The organism is Sabulicella glaciei, from assembly GCF_026183895.1.
In the GTDB taxonomy this organism is placed as follows: domain Bacteria; phylum Pseudomonadota; class Alphaproteobacteria; order Acetobacterales; family Acetobacteraceae; genus Roseococcus; species Roseococcus glaciei.
On the sequence record NZ_JAPFQI010000004.1, the window covers coordinates 149364 to 172681 of the forward strand.

A 23318-nucleotide genomic window follows, 5' to 3' on the forward strand; every position below is an offset into this window, starting at 1 on the left:
GGAGCAACGATGGCGCCGGCGCTCACGATCGCGGCGGTCGAGGTGCGGGCGGTGGATGCGCCGCTCGACCCGCCCCTGCGCAACAGCCTCAACACCATCACCCGCGCCCCGCTCGTGATCGTGGACCTCCGGACGCGCGAAGGCGCGAGCGGCACCACCTATGTCTGGCCCTACGCGGTGGAGGCGCTGGGGCCCACCGCCGCGCTGACGCGCGACATCGGGGCGAGCCTCGTGGGCCGCGCCCTCACGCCTGCGAGCCTGTGGATGGAACTGCACAACCGCTACCGACTTCTCGGCGCGGAAGGGCTCGTCGGCATCGCCCTCGCGGCGCTCGACATGGCGATGTGGGATGCGCTGGCGCGCGCGGCGGAGATGCCGCTCTGCCGCCTGCTGGGCGCGGAGCCGCGCCCGCTTCCTGCCTATGCATCGCTGCGCGGCTGGGGGCCGCGGATGCTGGAGCGCGAAGCTGGCGAGGCCGTGGCGCGGATGAGCGTGGGCGCGGTGAAATTCAAGCTGGGCCATCCGAAGCTGGCGGACGACCTTGACACGGTGCGTGCCGTGCGCGCTGCGGTGGGCGAAGGGGTGGAGATCCTCGTGGACTACAACCAGGGGCTGGGACGCCCGGAGGCGGAGCGGCGCGGCCGTGCGCTAGAGGCGCTGGACGTGCGCTGGCTCGAGGAGCCATTGCACGTCCACGACGACGCCGGCCTCGCCGCCCTGGCGCGCAGTCTCTCCCTGCCGGTGCAGGGTGGCGAGAACTGGTGGGGCCCCGCCGGCATGGCTCGGTCCGTCGCCGCTGGGGCCACGGATCTGTGCATGCCCGACGTGATGAAGATCGGCGGCGTCACGGGATGGATGAAGGCCGCTTCCATCGCCGAGGCTGCGCGAATCCCCATGTCGTCGCACATCTTCGTGGAAGCCAGCGCGCAACTCCTGCCCGCCACGCCCACCGCGCATTACCTGGAGCACCTGGACATCGCCGGCCCGCTGCTTCGCGAGCCCCTGCGCGTGGAGGGCGGTATGGCAATCGTGCCCGAGCGTCCGGGCTTCGGACTGGAATGGGACGAGGCGGCGCTGCGCCACTACGCTGCCTCGGTCTAGGCGGTCAGCCCAGGCGTGGGTCGAGCCAGGGCTGCGCCATCACCACCCAGGGCGCGGCGCGCGCCTCCTCCTCCCGCAGCCGGATGCCCAGGCCGGGGGAGGCGGGCAGGGGGGCGACGCCTCCGGGAAAGCGCAGCTCCTCGCCCTCGACGAGAGTGAAGAAGCGCTCCGTCTCGCCGAACTGCACCTCGAGCAGGAGGAAGTTCGGCAGGGTGGCACAGAGATGCACGGAATGGGCGTGGCAGATCGGGCCGGTGGGGTTGTGCGGCGCCACCTCGACCCCCGCGCTCTGCGCCAGGGCAGCGATCCGCCGGATCTCCTCATGCCCGCCCGCGTGCTTCACGTCGGGCATCAGCACGTCGTAGCAGCCCATCTCGACCAACGGCCGGTACGCGGCGAGGCCCGCGAGCGTCTCCGCTCCCGCGAGGCGCATGCCGCGCTCATTGGCCATGGAGCGCAGGCGACGGATCTCGGCGTGGTTCGCCTCGGCGACGGGGCACTCCAGCCAGAACAGCCCGAGAGGCGCGAGGTCGCGGATGAGCGCGGCGGCGCCACCCGGCGAGAAGCGCCAATGCGCGTCCACCATCACCTCCACGCCCGGCCCGACCGCATCGCGGACCGCCGCGATGCGCGCGATCCCTTCTGCATAGGCGGCGCGCTGCGCAGGGTCGGAGGCGTCCTCCCACACCAGCGGTTCGAAGGGCGCGAGCTTGACGGCGCGGAACCCGTCCGCGACGGCCCGCTGCGCGGCGGCGGCGAAGCCTTCCGGGGTGCGGGGGTTCGCGCCGCGATTGATGTTCGCGTAGAGCGTGACGGTAGGACGCAGCGCCCCGCCAAGCATCCGGTGCAGCGACTGCCCGGCGTCCTGCCCTGCGAGATCCCACAGTGCCTGCTCCAGCGCCGACAGCACCGTGTGCGCGACGAGGCCGCCCGGCGCATGCGGCAACAGGCGGGCAAGGCGGTTGCGGTCCCTCGCATCGGCGCCAAGCGGGGCAGGCGCGAGGCGCACGACCTCCGCCTCCAGCAAGGCCTCCTGACCGGAAAGGGTGCATTCGCCGATGCCGGTGCGCCCATCTTCCGTCCGCACCAGGAGGAAGCACCAATTGGTCTTGGGCGTGACATTGACGCCGAGGAACTCGACCGAAGCGATCCGCATGACGCCCCCCCGTCCGCCGAGTTTCAGAACCGGTTGCGCAGCCGCAGCATGACCTGCGTCTCGTCGAATTGCGGCGCCTTGTCGAAGCGGATGGCGCCGAGCAGCGACAGGTTCGGCGTCAGGTTCACGTCCAGCTCGCCGCGCACGCCGGCCACGACGCCGGAGCGCGTGCGGTCGGGAAGGCGCGCCTGCACGGTCGGGTCCAGCCGCGACCGCGCCTCGACCGCCGATTGCAGCGACGCGCTGGTCGGGAAGAGCGGCGAGGAATCCTCACGATAGGTGGCGTAGCCGACGCTGCCGCCCACGCGCCAGGCGACGTTGCCGGAGCGACCGCGGTAATCCACCGGGATGTTCAGCGCAAAATATTGCTGCGGCGAGAAATACCCGCCCTGTCCAAATGTGAACTCGCGCAGGTTCCGGTCGAAGCCGAAATACACGAGGTCCACCCCGGCCGTCAGTTCCGCACCATCACGCCGGATGACGGGCAGGGAGAAGCCGGCCCCCGCCTCGACCCGTGCGTTGTTCTGCACGTTGGTGCCGGCATATTGCGCGTAGCCGCCGCCGACATAGACCGCGCCGGTCCCCAGCGGCATCTCGATCTGCGCCCGTCCGCCGGAGCGGACGACATTGCCCCAGAAGGCGCCCGTCCGGCCGTCGCGAAGCCCGGCATACGAAAGCATGCTGTCGGAAACGGATCGCCGCTCGCCCTGCACGCGCAGGCGCAACGTGTCGGTGATGCGCGGCGCGATTTCCACGGCGCCCAGCACCGTGGTCTGGCGGAAGCCGAGCGGGCTGGTCCCCACCTCGGCACGAAACAGGTCGCCCCGCTGGTAGCCGAGCGAGACCGAGACGCCCGAGGCGGAGGCGGCGGGCCGCGTGGCCGGTCCGCCCACCGCGTTGATGCCGAAGCGGTTCAGCGTCGCCGGGTCGCTGCCCATGTTGCCAGATTGCAGCGTGACGCTCTGAGCCCGCGCGGTCAGGCGACCGCCGATGCCGGGCGCTGCCACGCTGCCCTCCACCCCCGCGCCGAATTCCTGCAAGCGGTCCAGCCCCGCCGAGCCGGAGCGGATGCGGCCCGCTGCCAGCAGCGTGGCGGTGGGCGCCGTCTCGCCGCGCACCAGCGCCAGTTCTTGCGTGATTTCTCGCGCGACCGCGTCGGTCGACATGGCTTGCGGCGCGGCGCTGGCGAGCGTGCCGCCCGTGCCGCGCGCGAAAGGGTTCTCCAGGGCGCCCGACAGCACCGGCAGTGCGCGTGCGGCTTGGGGCGGGGCGGGCACCCCGAGTTCCGCCTGGCGCTGAAGCTGCGCCTGTTCCAGCAATTGCCGGGCGCGGAGGTCGTCGCCGAAGCCGCGGGCGATGCGCGCCTCCAGCAGCAGGGTGCGGCTGTCGCGAGGGGCTAGGGCCTGCGCCTCGCGCAGCAGCGCCTCGGCCCGCTGCCGGTCGCCGAGCGAGATGGCCGCCTGGATCGCGCCCGATCGGGCATCGGCGTTGCGTGGGTCGCGGCGCAGCACGGCCTCGGCGACGCGGAGCGCCTCGGAAGGCTGACGCGCGCCCTGGTAGAGCCGCGCGAGAGCGAGGTTGGCATCGGCGTTCTGCGGGTCGCCGGACAACACGGGACGCAGGCGCTCGAAGCCGCTGGCTTGGTCGCCGCTGGCATTCAGCCGGTCGGAGGCACGGATGGCGAGGCCAGAGCGCAGCCCGGCCAGGGAATTGCGCTGCTCCGGCGTCAGGTTTGGCTCATTCGTCGCGTCGGCCAGCGCCGTGGCCTCGGCATCCAGCCCGGCGGAAAGGAGCGCCCCCGCCAGGGCGATGCGGTGCGCCGGCCCGGCGGTGCGGTTCGCCGCCTGCGCAACACGCGCCGCTTCCGCTGCGCCGAAATTGTCGTTGTTGGCGGCGAAGGCACGGATCACCGCGGCGCCGGTCGAGCCGGTGGGGTCCGGCCGCGCCGCCAGTGTCAGCAGTGCGGCGCGCGCATCTGTCCCGCCCGCGCGCAGCCCGGCAGCGGCGGTCGCCACCTCGCGCTGCGCCCGCAGCCGCGTGGCGAGGCGCTGCATGTCCGTGCTGCGCGAACCGGCCGGGATGCGGGACAGGAACGCCTCGGAGTCTCCCGGGCGCCCATCCTCCTCGGCGAAGAGCGCGGCGGCGTAGAGCCCGTCGGCCGTCCCGGCGCGAGCGCCTTCCTCGGCAACGGCGCGGGCTTCGCCCAGGCGGCCGGCGCGGCGCAGCGCGCGCGCGAGATCAAGCCGCAGCCACGGGTCGTTCGGCGTGTTCTCCAGCGCCCCGCGAAGCAGCGCGACGGCCACGCCGGGGTCCTGGGTCCGCGCGGCCTCGGCACGCAGCCCGCTCATCGTGGGGGCGGCTGGGCTGCCGGAAGGCGTGGCGGTGCGCGGGATCTCCGCGATGCGGCCCTGGGCGCGCAGCGCGGCGTTCAGCCCCTGCTGCGCGGGTGCGAAGCCGGGGCGGCGGGACAGGGCCGCCCGGAAGCGCTGCTCCGCTCCGGAAGCGTCGTTGCGGCGCAGGGCGATGTCGCCCAGCAGCACGTCGGCGTCGGTGGTGTCCTCCGCCTCGCGGCTGCGGGCGCGCCGCGCCGCGTCCTCGGCGGCGTCCAGCGCGCCGCGCCGCAGCGCCGCGCGGCCTTCCGCCAGCTCCTCCGAGTAAAGCGCGCCATCCAGGGCACGCTGCCATTGCGCGCGCCCGGCCGGGTTGGCGGCGATGGCGCGCTCCAGCAGTTGCCGCGCCTCGGCCGTGCGCCCCTCGCGCAGCCGGACGAGGCCCAGACCGCCCAGCGCATCGGAATCCTGGGGGTTCTGCGCCAGGGCCCGATCGAAACGCTGTGCCGCTTGGCGGGCCGCACCCGCCTCGAGCTGCTGAAACCCTTCCTGGCGCAGCGCGGCCGTGCCTTCGCGCGCCGCTGCCTGCTGTGCCGCCGCCGCGCGCTGGCGCATCTCCGCATCCTCGGGGAAGCGGCGCAGAAAGGCCTCCACCGATGGCCCGAAGGCCGGATCGCCGCCTGCCCAGATCAGCGCCTGACGCCAGGCGTCCCGCGCTTCCGCGCCCACATCCGGCCGGTCCACGAGGCCCGCGAGGCGGCGCACGCCCTCGACGCGGCCGCCCGGCTGGTAGGTCAGGGCTTGAGCCGCCGCCAGCTGCGCCCGCCCGTCGGCATTCGGGGCGGCAGCGAGGCGCTCCAGGCCCCGCTGACCCTCTTGTGCGGTGGCGCGGTTCCCCGCAAGGGTCTGGTAGTATTCCAGCGCGAAGGGCTGGGGCGGCTCCGTGCCGAACAGCGACCGGTAGCGCGCGGCCGCATCCGCGCTCCTGCCCTCGCGCGCGAGGCGCCGCGCGTCGTCCAGCGCCGCGCGGTCGATCGTGCCGGCGCGCAGCGCGCCTTCCGCCTCGGTCACCTGCTCCGCCGTGCCGCCCACTTCCCGCAGGCGCGCGAGATAGCGGCCCGCTGCCTCGCGCCGGTTGCGCGCCGCTTCGACCCGCGCCCCCAGCACCAGCGCCTCGCGCGAGCGGGGATCGACCGTCAGCGCGCGCTCGACCGAAAGCGCGGCGAGGTCGGGCCGATCCTGGCGCAGCCAGTTCTCCGCTTGGCGCAGCAGGACGCCCAGCGCCGCGTTGGGCGCCTCCTGCGCCAGGGCAGGCGGGGCCGCAGCGACCAGGGCGAGAAGCGCGAGGCGACGCATTAGCGCGGCTCCTTCGGGGTGCGGGCGCGCAGGCGGGATGCCGCCTTGCGTCGCATGATCCAGTACCAGGGCAGGCCGAGCAGGAAGGCCGCCGCCACGAGCGCGATGGCAAGTCGCTCGAAGCGCCCCTGCATCCAGGCCTGGGGCACCAGCCACCAGGGCAGGTCGCCGACCCCGTAGGTGGCGCCGGTGCGGAAGGCCGCGATGCCGGTGCCGGAGAATACGGACAGGTCGCCCTGGATCTGCGCAACCCGCGCGGGGTCGAGCAGGGCGGACACCACCTCGCCCATCGCCGCGGGGGTGGCGCCGGTCACCGCCACGACGGATCGCGACGAGCTGAGCGGGCTGCGTGCGCCGATCAACGCGCCCATGCCCTCGCCGATGGACGAGAGGTGGGCGGTGGCGCGGTTGCGCTCCGTGCTGCTCGGTGCGTCGGAAAGCAGGGCCCGCACGTCCTGCAGCATCGGCGGCAGGGCGACGGAAAGGCGGTTCCCCTGCATCTGCATGGGCGTGTCCGCCAGCAGCGTCGCCAGGGCGGGCTGGCGGCCCAGCGTCCCGAAGACCAGGAGGTCACGCCCGGCGGCCGCCTGCACCCCGCCCGGCCCCACGACCTGGAGGCCCGTGGCCGCCAGTCCCACATGCGCGGCCAGCCCACCGACGAGGTCGAGGAAGGCGCCGGTTTCCACCGCGTTGGGGCGGTCGGGGAGGATGGCGGTGGTTTCGCTGAGATCCGCCATGCGGGTGAAGGGGAAGCCCGCCGAGGCGAAGAAGCCGAGATTGGGCAGGCGGGCGAAGCGATAGGCGCCGGAAAGGTCCACGCGGCTGGTCGGATCCAGCGCGGCGCGGATGTCGCCCGGCACCGCCACGCAATCGCCGCGATTCATGGGCCGCATGTCGAAGCGCAGCTCCAGGTCCTCGCGTCCCAACAGTGAATAGGTCGGGATCGCCATGCGCCCGCGCCGCACGTCGGCGTTGGCGCCGGCCTGTCGCATCAACCAGTCCCACCAGGCCGATCGCTCCCATTCGCCGAGCGGGAACGAACGGAGGTAGTTGCCCGAAACGAGCACGTCGAAGCGCGAGGAGCCGGTGTCGACCACCGGCCCGGGCGGGGCGCGCCAGGCGAGTTCCAGCGGGATGCCGCGGTTCCGCCAGGTGTAGAGGTCGGGGGCGGTGCGCAGCGGCACGCGGATAGGACCGGGCTGGTAGCCGGATGCCTGGAGGCGCTCCGCCGGCAGCAACTCGCCCACCGGGACGGCACGGTCGGGCGGCAGCCAGAGCGGCGCGTCATAGGGAAGGCGGGGCGCGGGCCGCACGTCGCCCAGTGTCGCCAACGGGCCGGACAGGCCGGCGCGCGCGACGGCCAGGCCGGTGGCGGCCTGCGCCGCCTCAGCCTCCGACCGTCCCGCCACGACGAGCAGCGTGCCGAACGAGTCGTTAGGGTTCGCCACCACGGCGAGGGTCGGGCCTTCAAGACGCGGCAGGCTCAGTTCGGGCCAGGCCTCGGCCCCGACGGCGAAGAGGATCGCGTCGCCGCGCGCGGGAATCTCGCGCTCCACCGGGAAGCGGGCGCCGCGATACCCGGCCTGCACCGCGAACCAGGAAGTGGCGATGGCGGCGGCACGCAGCGCCTGCGGACCCGCACTTTCGGCCAGCACCACCGGCAGGCGCAGCGCGGAGCGCAGATCGCGCGGGTCGAAGAGAGGCTCGGGCAGGCGGGCGAGGTCGCGCTGCGGCGGCAGGCGCTCCACCCGCAGCGTCATCGTCGTGCGCTCGGAGACCGTCGCCCAAAGCAGGCCGGAGAGCGGGTCGTTGCACTCCACGGCGTAGCGGCCGGTGAAGCGGAAGTTCAGCCGGTTCAGTTCGGTGAAGGCGACGGGGTCGAGCGGGAAATCGAGCGGGCCGAAGGCGGGGCGCGCCGGGTCGGGGGTGATCTGCCCGACCGGCTGCTCGTTCAGCGTGATCGCCAGCTGCGACAGCGAGGGCAGGAGCGAGGGCGACACGGCGCCGGAAAGGCTGAGCCGGCCCTCCGTCACCACCTCATCGGCACGGATGCCGAACAGGACGCCCTGAAGGTCGGCCGTGCCGCGCAGCTGCATCGGGCCTTGCTGGCCCAGCTCGCGCAGCGTCAGGCGGATCTCGCGGCCCGAGGCCGGGGGCAGTTCCAAGGGTGCGGGCGACGGCGCCAGGAGGGGCGGAGGCAGGGGCGCAAGCGCCGGCGGAAGCTGGGCCGGCGCCGACGATGGCGGAAAGCGGACTTGCGAAAGGGCCGGCGCGGCCCCCGCCAGCAACAAAGCCAGCGCCGCGGCGGTGGTGGCCACGGCGCGGCGAGGCGGCAACACGTCCGACACGCGCACCGGACCCTTCGCTGCGGCGGGTGCGTCCGGCACGCGCTTCGGCGCCTTGCTCAGGGCAAAACGGTAGCGGCGGAACACCGCATCCGCCGTGGCACCCACCACCATGCCCAGGGCGCGCAAGGGCCGGTCCGCGGGCCACTTGTCCCAGTGCAGCCAGGCGTCCGGGCGCCCGAAGAAGACCCGCACGATCGCCGCCTCGTCCGCGAGGCCGGAAGGCGTGAACTCCAGGAAGGCCACGCTCCCCTCCCAGGAGACGATGCGCGCGGGAACCGTCACCCACTCGCCGCCGGCATGGAAGGAGGCACGGATCGCGTCGCCCTCCGCGACGCCCAGCGGCCGCTCGATGGTCAGACGCGAGCCGGAAAGGGAAAGATCGACCGTCTGCGCCGCGACCTCCGTGCCGTCGGGCATGGAGAGCCGCGCCGGGAGCACGGCCGGGGACCGGGCGCGGCGTCGCGACTGCTCCCGTTCGCGCCCCACCGCGATGGAGGCGGAGAGCGGGATGAGGCACAGCCCGGCCCAGATGGTGTTGAGCAGATAGGCCTGGAACTCCAGCGTGCCCATCGTGGTGGTCAGCGATCCCACCACCCCCACGCAGAACCCGGCGAAGACCAGCAGGAACAGGGTGATCGTGGGCCATACGACGCGGAAATCCAGGTAGCCCTCGTCCAGCATGCCGCCCTTGTCGGTCACGTTGAACTTGCCCCGCTTGGGGTCGAGGAGGGTGACGACCGTCACGGGAAGAAGCTGGATCGCGATCGCGGTTTCATAGATTTCCGACCAGAAGGAGTGGCGGTTCGGCCCATTCAACCGCGCCGAGGTGGCGACGGCGTGGAACAGGTGCCCGCCCGCATAAGCCACGATCGCGAGCGGCGAGGCGGCGATGACCGACTGCCCGAAGAACAGGAAGGCCAGGGGCGACGTCAGGAAGACGACGCGCGGCAGCGCGAACAGATAGGAATAGGAGGCGGTGAAGTAGCAGAGGCGCTGCGTCACCCTCAGCGCCCGGGCGAAGGGCGTGTTTTCCTGCCGCATGATCTGGATCATGCCGCGTGCCCAGCGCATGCGCTGGCCGATATGGATCGCCAGCCGCTCCGTGGCGAGGCCGGAAGCGAGCGGAAGGCGCAGATAGGCGGTGTGCCAGCCCTTGGACTGCATCCGGAAGGAGCAGTGGCAGTCCTCCGTGACCGTCTCGTGCGGAACGCCGCCCACCTCTTCCAGCGCCTCGCGCCGAATGACTGCGCAGGAGCCGCAGAAGAAGGCCGCGTTCCAGGTGTCGTTGCCGTCCTGGATCAGCCCGTAGAAGAGCAGGCCTTCATTCGGCACCGGGCGCCCACGGGCCAGGTTGCGCTCGAATGGGTCGGGCGAGTGGAAGTAGTGCGGCGTCTGCACCATGGCGATGCGCGAATCCCGCTCCAGCCAGCCCAGCGTCATCTGCAGGAAAGCGCGGGTCGGGGCGTGGTCGCAGTCGAAGATGGCGATGTACTTGCCGCTCGTGTGACGCATCGCGTGGTTGAGGTTGCCGGCCTTCGCGCCCTTGTTGTCTGGCCGGATGATGTAACCGCAGCCCGCCTCCTCCGCGAAGGCGCGGAACTCCGGGCGGCGGCCGTCATCCAGGATCCAGACCTTCAGCTTGTCCTGCGGGTAGTCCATCTGCATGCAGGCCAGCACCGTCGGCCGGACGATCTCCAGATCCTCGTTGTAGGTGGGGACGTAGACGTCGACCTCGGGCCACTCCTCCGGATTGGGCGGCAGCGGCACGGGCTTCCGGCCGAGCGGCCAGGCACCCTGGAAATAGGACAGGAACAGCAGGATCGCGGCGTACAGCTCGGCGCAGACCAGCCCGGTGCCGAGCAGGGTCTGCAGAAATCCTTCGAACTCGAGCGTCTCGGTCGCGCGCCAGAACAGGTAGCGGAGCGTCACCATGCCCGAGAGGGCAATCAGCACGAGCGACGCGGCCCGGGACCGGAAGCGGTTCACCACCAGGAACACGGCGATGCCGAGCAGGGTCAGCAGCCCCTGCTGCGCCGCGTTCAGCGGCAGGGTGATGACGGAAATGGCGAGCAGCAGCCCCGCCGCGATGGAGACCCCTCGCAGGGCCCGGCCCTGCGCCGCACGAATCCTCATTCGGTCAGGCCCCAGTCGGACAGCGCGGTGTAGTCCCGGCGCGGCGCGCCAGGCGCGGCCGGTCGGAGGCCGAGGCGCTCGATGACGGCGTCGGCCAGCATCTGCAGGTCCTCCCCGGCGCCGCCCTCGGATCCGTCCAGCAGCAGTCGCTTCTGGGCCAGCGCCTCACCGAGTGTCTCATCCTGCGCCACCGCGCCGATCAGGCGGTCGCCCAGCGTGCGGGACGCAGCCTCCATCACCGCCTTGGAGAGGGGCTGGTCGAGCGCCACCTGGTTGAGTGCCACCGCCACCTTCGCGGAAAGGCGGCTGGACAGCGTGCCATGCCCGAGCACCCGGCCGGAGGCGACCAGCGGCAGCATCGCGGCGCTGCCCGCATCCGCCATCAGCACGACCAGCAGCAGGTCCGCGAGCGGGACCAGGGCCGAAAGCCCGGCGGAAGGCCCAGGCGGGCAATCCACGATCACCACGGTCCCTGGCTGGCTAAGCATCTCCCCCACCGGCCCAGCGACGCGGTCGGGGGCATCCAGCAGCCCCGCCTGCAGGCGCATGACCTTGCGTGGGTCCAGCGAGCCGTGCGGGAGCACGCGCGCGCCCCATGCGGTGTTGCGCACGGCATCGCGCCAGGGGCGGGGCGGCTCCGAGAACAACCCGCCCTCCTCGTTGAAGGGGAGGCCCAGATGCAGGCGCAGCGCGTTTTGCGGATCGAGGTCCAGCGCGATGACGGGGTGTCCCCGCGCGGCGAGGATCGCGGCCAGATGGGCCGTGAGCGTGGTCTTGCCCACGCCCCCTTTGGGCGAGGACAGGCAGATCAGAGGCATCAGGAACCTTGCTCCGGCCGGAGCTTGTGCAAGGCGGCGAAGGCGCTGGGACGCCGCGAGGGAGGACGGGGAGGGCTGGCCGCCGGATTCGGCGCGGGCGAGCCCGTCACCTCGGCGAGAAATGGGAAGGCCGCGGCCTCGCGTCGCGGCGGTGCCGGGGGGGCTGCCGCAGCCTCGAGTGCGGCAGGCTCGGCCATTGGAGGAGGAGATGCGGCCGCCTCCGGCGCGGGCTGCACCATTGGCAGCGCCTCGACCACGTCTTCCTGAGGCTCGGGCGGAGCGGAGGCGGGAAGGGAGGACTCGAATGCCGGCGGCTCGAACCCAAGGTAACGGAAGCCGCTGAGCCCGGTCGCCTTGGCGACCCGCCCCACCTCACCTTCCAGCGAATTCGAGGCAGAGGCCATGCCGGCCTCTCCAGAGACAGCACTTGCCATCATCATGGTGGGGCGTTGCAGCTGTGCGTCCCATCCCGGCCCGCATTCCTGCGGATCCTGGAATGCAGCCGCGTCCGGCTTCGCAAGACGCGAGGAGAACAAGTGGCGGAAGCCGCTTGGCGCCTCCCTGGTCCGACTCCCATCCATCGCAAACGTCACGCTTGGTCCCGATCATCTGCCCGTTGCCGTGGATGGCACACACGGCCGTCGGGCGTAAGTACGCGATTACCCGCATCGCGACTTCAATGAAATGCGCGAAGAACCGAGACCGACAAACAAAGGCAGGAACGGGGCGAGGTCCGGCGTGAGAGGCTGCCAGACCACGCAGGGTGCAGTCGCGCCAATTGTGTCGCCCCGCTGTCCGCCTTGGGACGATGCTCAAAATATGAGTTCGCAGCGAATGCTCAAGACAAAAATGGCGAAGGATGCACCTTAAATTTCCGGAAAGGTGGATGCCCCGAGAAAGGGAGCGCCCCCGGAAGAATTCCGGGGGCGCTCCGCAAAAATTCAACGGACGCAACTGCACCGCGAACCGGTTTACGCATCCCCCCACACCCCAGCAACGCGGGCTTACACGTAGCCATCGGGAAGAATGGCGAGGTCGCCCGCCGCCGGGCGTCATGTGCGACCGAAGAAAGGCAACAACCGTCATGCAAATGCCCTGATGGTGCCGATACTGCGCATCGACAGGCCAAAGGGGCCTATCAGTGTGAGGCAACGATGAAAAAGGCTTTGCTGGGGGCTTTGTTTCTGGTCGCAGGCGCCCTCGCCACGGCGCCGGCGGCGCAGGCGCAGTATTACGGCCAGGGCGGCTATGAATCCTATGATCGAGGGCGCCATTCCCGCGCCTGGGCACGGGAGGCGGAGTGGCAGGAGCGCATGGAGCGCCGCGCCCGCCGGGAATACTGGCGCCACCAGCGCCACGCGATGGAGCGCCAAGCCTACGAGGCTGGCAGGCGTGACGCCTACCACCAGCACCAGCCGGTGATGCCGTGGCAGGGCGGCTGGCGCTAAGCTGAAGCCACGGGCCGCCGCGTCCCGGCGGCCCGTGACCCGCTTCCCAGGCTTGGCGGTGCGGTCAGCCTCGCAGCGCGTCCCGCCGCGCAAGGCTCTGCCCTGTCGCGGCGTCGAAGAGGTGGATGCGCCCGGGGTCGAGGCGCAGGGTCGCGGGAGCGTTCAGGGCGCATCGCACGCTGCTCTTCACCTCGGCGGTGAAGCGAAGCTTCGGCGCGATCTCGACCTCGATCAGCCGCTCAGAGCCAATGAGCTCTGTCATCCAGACCGTGCCCGGCACTGCACCCTCGGCACCGGGCTCGGCCACGCTCACATCCTGTGGCCGAATGCCGAGGACGAGGCGGGACGGCGCGCCGGCGAGGTCGAAATGGTCTGGCGCGGGCAGCGCCGTGCCCGCAAGCCGCAGCACCGGGCGCCCACCCTCGGCGCCCAGCTCAACCTCCGCGAAGTTCATGGGCGGAGAGCCGATGAAGCCCGCCACGAAAAGATTGGCCGGCCGGTCATAGACCTCCTCCGGCGTGCCGAATTGCTGGACCACTCCCGCATCCATGACGGCGACGAGGTCGGACATCGTCATCGCTTCCAGCTGGTCATGCGTGACGTAGATGGAGGTGGTCTGGAGGTCGAGGTGGAAGCGCCGCAACTCGCCGCGCATCGTCGTGCGGAGCTTGGCGTCCAGGTTGGACAGCGGCTCGTCCATCAGGAAGATGTCGGGCTTGCGGACCATGGCGCGCCCCAGCGCCACGCGCTGCCGCTGACCGCCCGATAGAGCCTTGGGCTTGCGGGCGAGGAGATGCGCGATCTCCAGCACCTTGGCGACGATGCCGACCTTCTCTGCCCGCTCGGGCTTCGCCATGCCGCGCACCTTGAGGCCGTAGCCGATATTCGCGGCCACATCCATGGTCGGGTACAAGGCGTAGGACTGGAACACCATGGCGATGTTGCGCTCGCCGGGGGAAAGGTGGTCCACGCGGCGGCCGCCGAACCAGATCGCGCCCTCCGTCGCCTTTTCCAGCCCCGCGATCATGCGCAGCAGCGTGGTCTTGCCGCAGCCCGAGGGGCCGAGCAGCGTGACGAAGCGCCGTTCGGGGAAGGTCAGGTCGAGCGACTTCAGCACCTGGTTGGAGCCGAAAGATTTCGAGAGGCCCTCGAGGCGAACATCCATCGCGGTCAGCCCTTCACCGCACCGGCACCGAAGCCGGCGACGAGGTGCTTCTGGAGCAGCATGAACAGCACTGCCATCGGCACCGTCATCATCACGGAGGAAGCCATCATCAGCCCCCAATCCACGTGCGTGCCGTCGAAGAAGTGCATCACGCCGACAGTCAGCGGCAGGTTCTCCATGGAGTTCATGAAGACGCGGCCGAACAGGTAGTCGTTCCAGGAGACGATCAGGGTGAAGATCGCCGCCGCGATGATGCCTGGCCAGGCCGTCGGCAGCACGATCTCCCAGAACACGCGCAGGCGGGAGGCGCCGTCCACCAGCGCCGCCTCCTCGATCTCGATCGGCACGCCGCGGAAGAAGGCCCACATCAGCCACATGCAGAAGGGCAGGGTGATGCACACATAGCCGAGGATGAGGGAGAAGAGCGTGTCGGTCAGGCGCAGATCGGCCATCACCAGGAACATGGGAAACACGAAGATGATGGACGGCACCATGTAGCCCACCAGCGCGAGATAGGGCACCGCGCGCTGCCCTGGGAAGCGGAACCGCGTCAACGAGTAGGCTGCGAGGGTGGAGACGATCGTACTGATCGCCGTGGTGCCGAGGGTGACGATGACGCTGTTGAGGAACCAGTCCAGGAAGAAGGCGGAGGGAGGTGGACCGCTGGCGGCCGCCGCGCCGGCCTGGAAATAGGCCTGCTTGCCTTCCAGCAGCGCCCGGTAGTTTTCGAGCGTCCAGCTTTCAGGCCACAGCGTCGGCGGCCAGCGGAAGATCTCCTCCTTGGGCTTCACGCTGGTGAAGAAGGCCCAGACCAGCGGAAAGCAGACCAGGAAGGTGACGGCCGAGAGCAGCGCATAGAGCGCCACGCGGCCCAGCACGATCTTGGCGCTCACGTCGCCTTCTCCTCCTGCCCGAAGCCCGAGACACGGACATAGACCACCGTGCCCGCCAGCAGCAGGACGATCATCACCACCCCCGTTGCAGCCGCGACGCCGAGACGGAGATTGGCCATCCCCTCCTCGAAGGCATAGACGGCGAGGTTGAAGGTGGACGTGCCCGGCCCGCCCCGCGTCAGCAGGTAGATTTCCTCGAACTTGTTGAAGGTCCAAATGGTGCGGAACACGATCACCACTACAAGCACCTCTTTCAGCATCGGCAGGGTTATGTCGGTGAAGCGGCGCCAGGCGCCCGCGCCATCCACCTTCGCGGCGTCGTAAAGCTCGGTGGGGATGGTCTGCAGCCGGGCCAGGACGCAGATGATGACGAAGGGTGTGTACTTCCACACGTTCAGCAGCACGGCCGAGGTCATGGCCATGTTCGGCGTCGAGAGCCAAGCAATGTTCTGCTCGATGATGCCAAGCGAGACGAGCGCGTGATTCACGATGCCGATTTCGGAGTTGAAGATCCAACGCCAGTTCAGCGCGATCACAACCGTCGGCACGATGTAGGGAAACAGCAAAAGCCCACGGAATACCGCGATGCCCGGCAGCGCCACATGAAGCAGCATGGCAAGTCCGACGCCGAGCAGCGTCTGCAGGACGATGGACCACCCCGTCCAGACCAGGGCTTGGCTGAAGCTTTCCCAGAACAGCGGATCGTTAAAGATCCGCTCAAAATTCTCGAACCCCACCCAGGTCAAATCGTCGGGCCGGAGGGGGTTATAGCTGTAGAAGGCCAGCCGCACCGCCTCGGCCACGGGCCAGACCATGAAGGCACCGGCCGTGACCAGGAAGGGCAGCATGAAGAGGATTCCGACCTGCCGGTCGGACAGGCGGAATCCCCGCATCCTCAGCCAGCCAGCATGCGCGCGTTGTCGCGCCGGATGGTCTCGAACTGCCGCTGGCCCCACTGGACCGCCTGACGCGGCTGCTCGTTGTTCAATAGCATGCGCTGCACCGCCTGCGCCCAGACGCTGCGTCCATGTGCGGAGCCGGCCAGCGGGTTGACCCCGTGCCGAAGCTCAAGCCCCGTGTTGCAGGTGTGCGGGACGGACTGGCTGAAAATCACGTCCAGCGAGCGGCGCTTCGACTGGTAGAAGGGGTGGGCCAGCATGGCGGGCGCGGTGGCCACGTCCTTGAAGACTGGGCCCACGTTCGGCATCAGGCTTTGGCTGTAGCGCACCAACCAGTCGACGTTGTTGGAAACGTAAGTGACGGCTTCCTTCGTCTCGCGGATGAAGGCGTTGTCGCGGCGCGGGATGATCCAGCCGTTGATGTCGGTCCAGGACCAGCGCATTCCTGTGCCAGGATGGGCCGGGTTCAAGTAGTATTCCATGTTGTTGAAGAGCTGCGGAGTTTCCTCCGCAGCTCGGCCCATGGTGCGGCCCCAATAGGCGGACATCCCCGTGCGGCCGGCCACGTGCTGATCCACGACCTGGAGGAAGGAGAACTCCACCGCTGCGCGCGGCATGAACGGGTGCAGGCGGCGGATGAAGTCGAAGGCCTCCACCGTGGCGGGGCTGTCGAAGACGGTTTTGAACCCGTCGCGCGGGTCCCAGGTCATCCCGCCCGCCTGCCAGATGAACTGCGTGATGTGGTAATCGGCGCAGAGGTTGCGGCCCAGCGCCATGGTGTAGCCCGCCATGCCGGGCTTGCGCTCGCTGATGGTGCGGGCAGCGTTGGCGAACTGGTCCCAGTTCCAGCTGGCCGGGTCACCCAGCCCCAACTCGTTCACGATGTCCTGCTGCACGACCAGCAGGCAGGGCTGGTGGTGCACGGGCACGGCGTACTGCACGCCCTTCCAGGCTCCGAACTGCTCCAGCGAGAACCCGTCCACCAGCCGCTCCCGCGCGCGGATGGCGTTGTTCACGTCCTCCACCGGTTCCAGCAAGCCTTCAGCCGCAAGCTGGTAGGCGATGGGGCTTTCCACGCTGATCAGCGCCGGAGGGCGCCTTGCCGCGAGGTCAGTGGTGAGCTTCACCGTCACCCCGTCCCAGGGGATCTGCTCCACCTCGAAGCGGATGCCGGCATTGTTGCGCTCGGCCCATTCGTTCATGCCCTGCACGAAGACGCCGCCATAGGGCCCGGGCTCGCCCCAGACGCGCGCGACGCGCGGCTGGTTCTGCGCGAGGGCCGGGGCGGCGAGTCCGGCGGCAAGGGCCGAGCCGCCCAGCAAGGCAGCGCGGCGCGTGGCGAGAAGGCTGGTCGTGCTCATGGCGTGAACTCCTCCCTCCGTGACTCGGGTGCTTCCCCGATCAGTCGGTTCCCTGGACGTTCTTGGGCGCATAGCGTGCGAAGCGCACATCGGCCGTCTTCTCGTGCGCCAGCATCCCCTCCTCGTGACAGATGCGGCCCATGATGGGCGCGATGCGGCGCGACGCGTCGTCGCTCAGCCGCTGCCACGTGACGGTCTTGATGAACTTCCCGACCCAGAGCCCGCCCGTGTACCGGGCGGCCCGTCCGGTCGGCAGGGTGTGGTTGGTGCCCACGCCCTTGTCGCCATAGGCAACGGTGGATTGCTCGCCGAGGAAAAGGCTGCCGTAGTTGCGCAGCCGGGCGAGAAACCAGTCGTCGCGCGCGGTCTGCACCTCCAGGTGCTCGGGCGCGTACTCGTCGCTGACCGTCGCGGCCTCCTCGTCGCTGTCCACGACGATGATCTCGCCCAGGCTTTCCCAGGCCTTGCCGGCGATGGCGGCGGTCGGCAGCGTCTCGAGCTGGAGGGCGATCTCCTTCAGCACGGTTTCGCCCAGCCGCGCGGAGGTGGTGACGAGCCAGGCCGGGCTGTCCGGCCCGTGCTCCGCCTGGCCGAGCAGGTCGGTGGCGACCAGGGCCGGATCGGCGCTGTCATCGGCAATCACCAGGATCTCCGTCGGGCCTGCCAGCAGGTCGATGCCCACCGTGCCGAAAAGCTGGCGCTTCGCTTCCGCCACGAAGGCATTGCCGGGGCCGGTAATCATGTCGCGGGACGTCATGCCAATGCAGCCAAAGGCCATGGAGGCGAGGGCCTGCACGCCGCCGATGCAGTAGATCTCGTCCGCGCCCGAGGCGTGCAGCGCATAGAGCGTCTGCGGATAGATGCCTTCCGCGTCGCGTGGCGGGGCCGCACCGACGACATGGCCGACGCCCGCGACCTTGGCCGTCGCCACCGACATGATGGCGGCGGAGATCAGCGGATACTTGCCGCCCGGGATGTAGCAGCCCGCCTTGCCGACCGGGATCTGCTTCTGACCGAGGATGATGCCCGGCTCGATCTCCGTCTCGAACTCGCCGAGCGAGTCCCGCTGCGCCCTGGCGAAGTCGGTCACCCTGGCGTGGGCGTAGGCGAAATCCTCCTTGAAGGTCTCGGGCAGGTCGCGGGCGACGCGGCGGATCTGGTCCTCGCTGACGCGGAACTCGGGCGACTCCCAGCGGTCGAATTCGCGCGCGTAACGACGCACGGCGTCGTCGCGGTTGGCGGCGATGTCGTCCAGGATCTGCCGGACACGGTCCTCCAGCGCGCGCCGGTCGCCGGGCGCGGGAGGACGAGCCTGCTTCAGGTAGCGGCGCGCCACGCTTCCTCCATGCTTCAAGTGTCGTTCCTTGGGTGGCCTCTGGCCTCCGGCGCGCAGCCTAGACCTATCCCGGCGATGAACGAAAGTCCCAACGCTGCGCGCTTCGCGTTGCGTCGCTGCCCTGGGCGGTTGCGCGGCCATGGCCTAGCCTCGCTCCGTCACCTCCGAGGTCGTCCGATGAGCTTCTCCGCCCCACCGCGCCGTGCCGGCTTTGTTGAGCGCCCCGATTGCCGCATCGCTTACGAGGTGACGGGTAGCGGACCCGCCCTTGTCTTCGCGCACGGGCTGGGCGGAAACCTGATGTCGTGGTGGCAGCAGGTCGCGCATTTCGCGCCGCACCGTACCTGCGTCGCCTTCTCCCATCGCGGCTTCTTTCCTTCCACCGCGCCGGCGGGCGGGCCCGACCCGGCCGCCTATGCCGAGGATCTCGCCGCGCTGGTGGATCACCTCGGCCTCGGCGATATCAGCATCGTCTGCCAATCCATGGGCGGCTGGACCGGGGTGGAGTACGCGCTGCTGCGGCCGCACCGCGTGAAGGCGCTGGTTCTGGCGGCGACGGTCGGCTCGCTCGACCCGAACCTCGTCCCAGGAGCGATGTCGACGAAGCAGGAGGGGGCGGCCGCAGCGCTTCTCGCGCGGAACATGCACCCGGCCAGCGGCGCGCGGATGGCTGAGGAACAGCCGGCGCTGCACCATCTCTACCATCACATTTTCGGGCTGACGCAGGGGTTCGACCGGGAAGCGGTGCGTGCCAAGCTCTACGCGCTGCGCACCCGCAAGGCGGCAGAACTGGCCGCCACCGGCTGCCCGGTGCTCTTCGTTCCCTCCGAGGAGGACGTGGTCCTGCCCTATTCGGGCGAGGCGATGGCCGCCGCCATCCCCGGCGCACACGCCGCGACGATCCGGCGCGCCGGCCATTCGGGCCATTTCGAGCGCGCGGCCGAGTTCAACGCGCTGGTCGAGCGCTTCCTTGACGATGTCGGCGGCTGAGGAGGCGACCGTCCCTTACGGATCGGCGCGGATGTTGCCGCGCTGGATCACGTCCTGCCACTTCGCCTTCTCGCGCGCCAGGCGCGCATCGCCCTCCTCAGGTGTCGAGCCGACATAGTCGAAGCCGAGATCGGTTAGGCGCTGCGCCACCTCGGGCGACTGCGCGGCATGACGCGCTGCGGCGTTCAGCCGCATCACAGGGCCATCGGGCGTCGCCTTCGGCACGGTCAGCATTGCCCAGGTATAGACCTCATAATCCGCGAGGCGCGGATCGCTTTCCGCCATGGTCGGCACGTCGGGGAATTGCTGGATGCGGTTCGCGACCAGCGTGGCGAGGGGCCGCACCGCGCCGGATCGGATATGCGCCGTCGCGCCCGGCACGTCAGCGAAGATCATGGAGATCTCGCCAGCCAGCAGCGCGGTGATGGCGGGGCCGGTCCCACGATAAACGACATGGGTCAAATCCACGCCCATCATCAGCTTGTAGAGTTCGGCACCAAGATGGAGCGGAGTGCCGATCCCTGCCGAGCCATAGTTGAGCCGCGCACCCTGCTCCTTCGCCATCGCGTGGAACCCGGCGATGTCGCGCGCCGGGCTGTCGGCGCGGACGATGAGGATGTAGGGCGAGATCGACACCAGGCAGGCGCAGCGGAGCGTCTCGACCGGGTCGAAGGGCATGGGCTGCAAGGTCAGCGGCGCGGTGAGGAAGGAGATCGACCCCATCAGCGCCGTGTAGCCATCGGGCCGCGCCTGGACGACCGCGCGAGTCCCGATGGTGGAGCCAGCGCCGGCGCGATTCTCCACCGTGACCGGTTGGCCCAGGAACTCGCTCATCTTCGGGGCCAGCAGGCGCGCGCCGATGTCGGGCGTGCCGCCCGGCGCGAAGGGCACGATCATGTTGACCGAACGCTCCGGCCAGCTCGCCTGGGCTTGCGCGACGGGTGCCAGCAGCGACAGGGCAGGCAGCGCGAGCGCGGTGCGACGCGGGAAACGATGGGTCATTCCGTGTTCCTCCCTTCTTGCCTGACTTCGGCAGGGCGCGAGCCTGCTTCCAGCCCCGAAGAATACAGCGCGGCGGCCAGGAAGCCGCCGCGCCTGCAAGCCTACTCGGGGCGCACGCCCGCTGCGCGCAGGATCGTGGTGAAGCGATCCATGCTTTCACGGATGAGGTTCACCACCTGCTCGGGCGTCTCGTAGCCCGCGCGGGGCGACACCCCGGCCATCTCGTTGAGCTTCGCCGCGTTCTGCTGGATCGAATCGCGGAACGCCGCGCTCAGCGCAGCTACCACGGGCGCCGGCGTGCCGACGGGGGCCAGGACGGGGAAATACTCCTCGAGGACCACGGCGGGCATGCCGGCTTCCGGCGCACTTGGCACGTCGGGCAAGGCGGGGACGCGCTGCTCGGCGAGGACGGCGAGCGGACGTAGTCCGCCGCCGCGCGTCTGTCCGATCGAGGAGGCCATGGTCGGTGTGCCGAGCTGCGCCTCGCCGGCCAGCAGCGCGGCGACGCTCGGACCGCCGCCGCGATAATGCACGAACTCGACCTCCACCTGGGAACTCGACCGGAACAACTCGGCGGCGACATGGACACCGCTACCGATGCCGGCGGTGGCCAGGTTATAGCGCCCGGGATTGGCCTTCAGGAGGGCCAGCAATTCCTGCGCATTGCGCGCGGGCAGCTGCGGGTTGGCGACCAGCACGTAGGGCGAGAACCCGGCCACGGCCACGCCGACGAAGTCGTTGATCGTGTTGTAGGGGACGCGAGCGACGATCGCGGGAACCGTCGGATGGGAACTGTTGATCAGCAGCGTGTAGCCATCCGGCGCGGCGCGGGCGACGACCTCGGCGCCGATCACGCTCCCGGCGCCGGCGCGGTTCTCGATCACCACCGGCTGACCCAGGATCTGTCCCGCCGTTTCCGCGACGATCCGCCCGACGATGTCGTTCGAGCCGCCCGGGGCGAAGGGAACGACAAGGCGGATGGGACGCGTGGGCCGCCAGGCTGCATCGGACTGCGCGCGCAGGGCGGAAGGCGCGAAGCCGGCGGCTAGGGCAAGGGACAAGGCGCTGCGGCGAGTTGGCACGATGGACGTCTCCCTGTGGTCGGCCGCGCCCTTTCTCGCGGCGCGGCAAGTCTTTGACCGAACCATATCCCGATCGGGAGGCAATGCGAGGCGGAATTTGCCCGGGCCGCCAGGAGCAGCGAGGCTGGCGGAGCGGCGCGAAGCCGCTAGTGTTCGAGAGGACCCATCGCCCGGCGTGGTCCCTCGCGCCCGGTTCCGCGTGGAGTGAGACGATGCTACACGATCCGCCCCTCTTGACGATCCATCGCGGCCACCGCCGCCCCGACAGGTCGCTCGTCGAGGCCTTTCGGAGCGCCCAGACCTCGCATCTCTGCGACGCCATGGATGGGCGCGGTGCCCTCGACCACCGCATCAAGCCGCTGGATCCGGGAAACGCCGCCTTCGCAGGGCCCGCGATGACCGGCTGGGCCTCGCCCGCCGACGTGGTCGGCATGTTCGGCGCGCTGGCGGAGGCGGAGCCCGGTGACGTGCTGGTGGTGGCCTGCGACGCCTTTGCCGGCACGGCCGTGCTGGGTGACCTAGCCGCGGGCATGATGCGCAACAAGGGCTGCGCGGCCTTCGTGACGGATGGGCTGGCGCGGGACCGCGCGGGCATCCTCGAGACGGGGCTGCCGGTCTTTGCCGCCGGGATCAGCCCAAACTCGCCGGCGCGGAAGGGGCTGGGCGTGGTCGGGCTGCCGGTGACGCTCGGCGGGGTGCAGGTGAAGCCCGGCGACATCCTGGTCGGCGACGCGGATGGCGTGGTCGTGGTGCCGCTCGACCGCGCCGAAGCGGTGCTCAAGGCGCTGGGTCAGGTCCGTGCGGCGGAGGAGAACGCCATCCGCCGCGTGGCGGAGGGCGCTGTCATGACGCCCACGATGGAGCCGATCCTCGCCGCCGCACGGGTCCTTGGCTGAAGGGGCTCAGGACGCGGACAGCCTCATGCTGACGCGGCCGAGGGCGCCGTACTCCGGCCACCACCTCGTCGCCCGGCGCGACCTCCAGTGGAACGATGCAGGTGCCGGTGGTCACGACCTGCCCGGCGGCGAGGGTGACGCCGTGGCGCGACAACTCGTTCGCAATCCAGGTCAGCGCGAGGCGCGGATCGCTGAGCACGTTCGAACCACGCCCCTCCCGCTCAGGCTGCCCTGAGACGCGCGCGGTGACGCGATGCGCCGCGAGGTCGATGCCGCGCCAATCCGCGGTCGCCTCCGGCCCCAGTACGAACTGATGTGCGCAGGCATTGTCCGCGATGAGTTGCGCCGCGCCTGCGGTCGCGAACTCCGTGAAGCGCGAGTCCGGTATCTCGATGGCCGTGTGCAGGGCGGCGACGGCGTCGAGCACCTCATCCACCGAATAGGTCTCCGTGCGGGGAGGCAGGGGGCGGGCCATGCGGAAGGCGAACTCGGCCTCGGCCACGCGCATGCGGTTCGCGCCGAACGGCAAACTCGCGCCGTCCGCATGCACCATCTCCGCGAGGAGACGCCCGGCCATGGGACCGTCCACGCCGATATGCTGCTGCCCCGCCGCGCTGGTCGCAGCAATCTTCCAGCCCCAGAGCGGCTTCCCGCTCAGTCTTTCGATCTGCGCCTGGAGCGCGTAGCCCTCGGCGCGGCTGGAGGGGCGCAGCTTCTCGGGCAGGGCTGGCAGCACCGTGCCGTCTCGCCAATGGCGGACCAGCAATTCCGATGCTTCCCGTGCCCGCGTGGCATCCATCATATGCCTTCTCCTCAGAGGCCTGCCTGCACGATCGCGCTGGCTGCCCTTCCATGCTCCATCATCGCCGCGGACGGAAGAAGGGCCGGATTTCCTCGGCGGGGGCGTCGGGTCGTTCGAATGCGGCGACGTGGCCGTCGCGTTCCATCACGCTCCAGCAGCGGAACTCCCCCAGGCGCGTGAGGCGAGCGAGGGCGGATGGACG

16 protein-coding genes are annotated in these 23318 nt (G+C 70.3%); 4 read left to right on the forward strand and 12 right to left on the reverse strand.

Annotated features, from left to right (window positions below):
- Positions 1–9: 9 nt before the first annotated feature.
- Positions 10–1101 carry an enolase C-terminal domain-like protein gene (locus OF850_RS08580; protein WP_301589610.1) on the forward strand — a complete coding sequence of 364 codons (1092 nt, stop codon included), beginning with the start codon at positions 10–12 and terminating at the stop codon, positions 1099–1101.
- Positions 1102–1105: 4 nt separating this feature from the next.
- Here OF850_RS08580 and OF850_RS08585 read toward each other — a convergent pair whose 3' ends face one another.
- Genes OF850_RS08585 through OF850_RS08600 form a run of 4 tightly spaced genes read right to left on the reverse strand, consistent with a single transcriptional unit; the run spans position 1106 to position 11242 of the window.
- Positions 1106–2257 (reverse strand): mandelate racemase/muconate lactonizing enzyme family protein, encoded by a 1152-nt coding sequence (locus tag OF850_RS08585; protein WP_301589612.1) that lies wholly within the window; start codon positions 2255–2257, stop codon positions 1106–1108.
- Positions 2258–2280: 23 nt separating this feature from the next.
- Positions 2281–5943, reverse strand: coding sequence for a cellulose biosynthesis protein BcsC (locus OF850_RS08590; RefSeq protein WP_301589613.1), 3663 nt, complete (start codon positions 5941–5943; stop codon positions 2281–2283).
- Complete coding sequence (gene bcsA / locus OF850_RS08595) at positions 5943–10424, reverse strand: UDP-forming cellulose synthase catalytic subunit (protein ID WP_301589614.1); 4482 nt, start codon at positions 10422–10424, stop codon at positions 5943–5945. Before bcsA ends, OF850_RS08590 begins: the two co-directional genes overlap by 1 nt.
- Positions 10421–11242: a cellulose synthase operon protein YhjQ/BcsQ gene (locus tag OF850_RS08600; protein ID WP_301589615.1), complete on the reverse strand. Its 822-nt coding sequence runs from the start codon at positions 11240–11242 to the stop codon at positions 10421–10423. Before OF850_RS08600 ends, bcsA begins: the two co-directional genes overlap by 4 nt.
- A 1154-nt stretch (positions 11243–12396) precedes the next feature.
- Here OF850_RS08600 and OF850_RS08605 point away from each other — a divergent pair.
- Positions 12397–12690, forward strand: coding sequence for a hypothetical protein (locus OF850_RS08605; protein ID WP_301589616.1), 294 nt, complete (start codon positions 12397–12399; stop codon positions 12688–12690).
- A gap of 64 nt (positions 12691–12754) precedes the next feature.
- Here OF850_RS08605 and OF850_RS08610 read toward each other — a convergent pair whose 3' ends face one another.
- The 5 genes from OF850_RS08610 to hisD are packed head-to-tail and all read right to left on the reverse strand — an operon-like array spanning position 12755 to position 18344.
- Entirely contained in the window at positions 12755–13855 is a 1101-nt protein-coding gene (locus OF850_RS08610; protein WP_301589617.1) for an ABC transporter ATP-binding protein, read from the reverse strand.
- 5 nt (positions 13856–13860) lie between these two features.
- Positions 13861–14748: a carbohydrate ABC transporter permease gene (locus OF850_RS08615; protein WP_301589618.1), complete on the reverse strand. Its 888-nt coding sequence runs from the start codon at positions 14746–14748 to the stop codon at positions 13861–13863.
- Positions 14745–15641 carry a carbohydrate ABC transporter permease gene (locus OF850_RS08620; RefSeq protein ID WP_301589619.1) on the reverse strand — a complete coding sequence of 299 codons (897 nt, stop codon included), beginning with the start codon at positions 15639–15641 and terminating at the stop codon, positions 14745–14747. Before OF850_RS08620 ends, OF850_RS08615 begins: the two co-directional genes overlap by 4 nt.
- 2 nt (positions 15642–15643) lie before the next feature.
- Positions 15644–17008 (reverse strand): ABC transporter substrate-binding protein, encoded by a 1365-nt coding sequence (locus tag OF850_RS08625; RefSeq protein ID WP_301589620.1) that lies wholly within the window; start codon positions 17006–17008, stop codon positions 15644–15646.
- Between the two features lie 40 nt (positions 17009–17048).
- Positions 17049–18344 (reverse strand): histidinol dehydrogenase, encoded by a 1296-nt coding sequence (gene hisD, locus OF850_RS08630; protein ID WP_301589621.1) that lies wholly within the window; start codon positions 18342–18344, stop codon positions 17049–17051.
- Positions 18345–18521: 177 nt separating this feature from the next.
- Between hisD and OF850_RS08635 the strand changes: the two genes are divergently transcribed.
- The gene (locus OF850_RS08635; RefSeq protein WP_301589622.1) at positions 18522–19334 is read left to right on the forward strand and encodes an alpha/beta fold hydrolase; all 813 of its coding nucleotides are present in this window, start codon (positions 18522–18524) and stop codon (positions 19332–19334) included.
- Positions 19335–19349: 15 nt separating this feature from the next.
- Here OF850_RS08635 and OF850_RS08640 read toward each other — a convergent pair whose 3' ends face one another.
- Together OF850_RS08640 and OF850_RS08645 are read right to left on the reverse strand one after the other, a co-directional pair.
- A complete protein-coding gene (locus tag OF850_RS08640) occupies positions 19350–20336 on the reverse strand; it encodes a Bug family tripartite tricarboxylate transporter substrate binding protein (RefSeq protein ID WP_301589623.1) in 987 nt (328 codons plus the stop codon).
- A gap of 101 nt (positions 20337–20437) precedes the next feature.
- Entirely contained in the window at positions 20438–21418 is a 981-nt protein-coding gene (locus tag OF850_RS08645; protein ID WP_301589624.1) for a Bug family tripartite tricarboxylate transporter substrate binding protein, read from the reverse strand.
- A 212-nt stretch (positions 21419–21630) separates the two neighbouring features.
- On the opposite strand from OF850_RS08645, the gene OF850_RS08650 reads away from it, so the two are divergent.
- Positions 21631–22314, forward strand: a complete 684-nt coding sequence (locus OF850_RS08650; protein ID WP_301589626.1) for an RraA family protein — start codon at positions 21631–21633, stop codon at positions 22312–22314.
- Here OF850_RS08650 and OF850_RS08655 read toward each other — a convergent pair.
- Positions 22262–23116, reverse strand: coding sequence for a 2-keto-4-pentenoate hydratase (locus tag OF850_RS08655; protein WP_301589627.1), 855 nt, complete (start codon positions 23114–23116; stop codon positions 22262–22264). The two genes, OF850_RS08650 and OF850_RS08655, sit on opposite strands and share 53 nt — an antisense overlap.
- Positions 23117–23318: the final 202 nt, after the last annotated feature.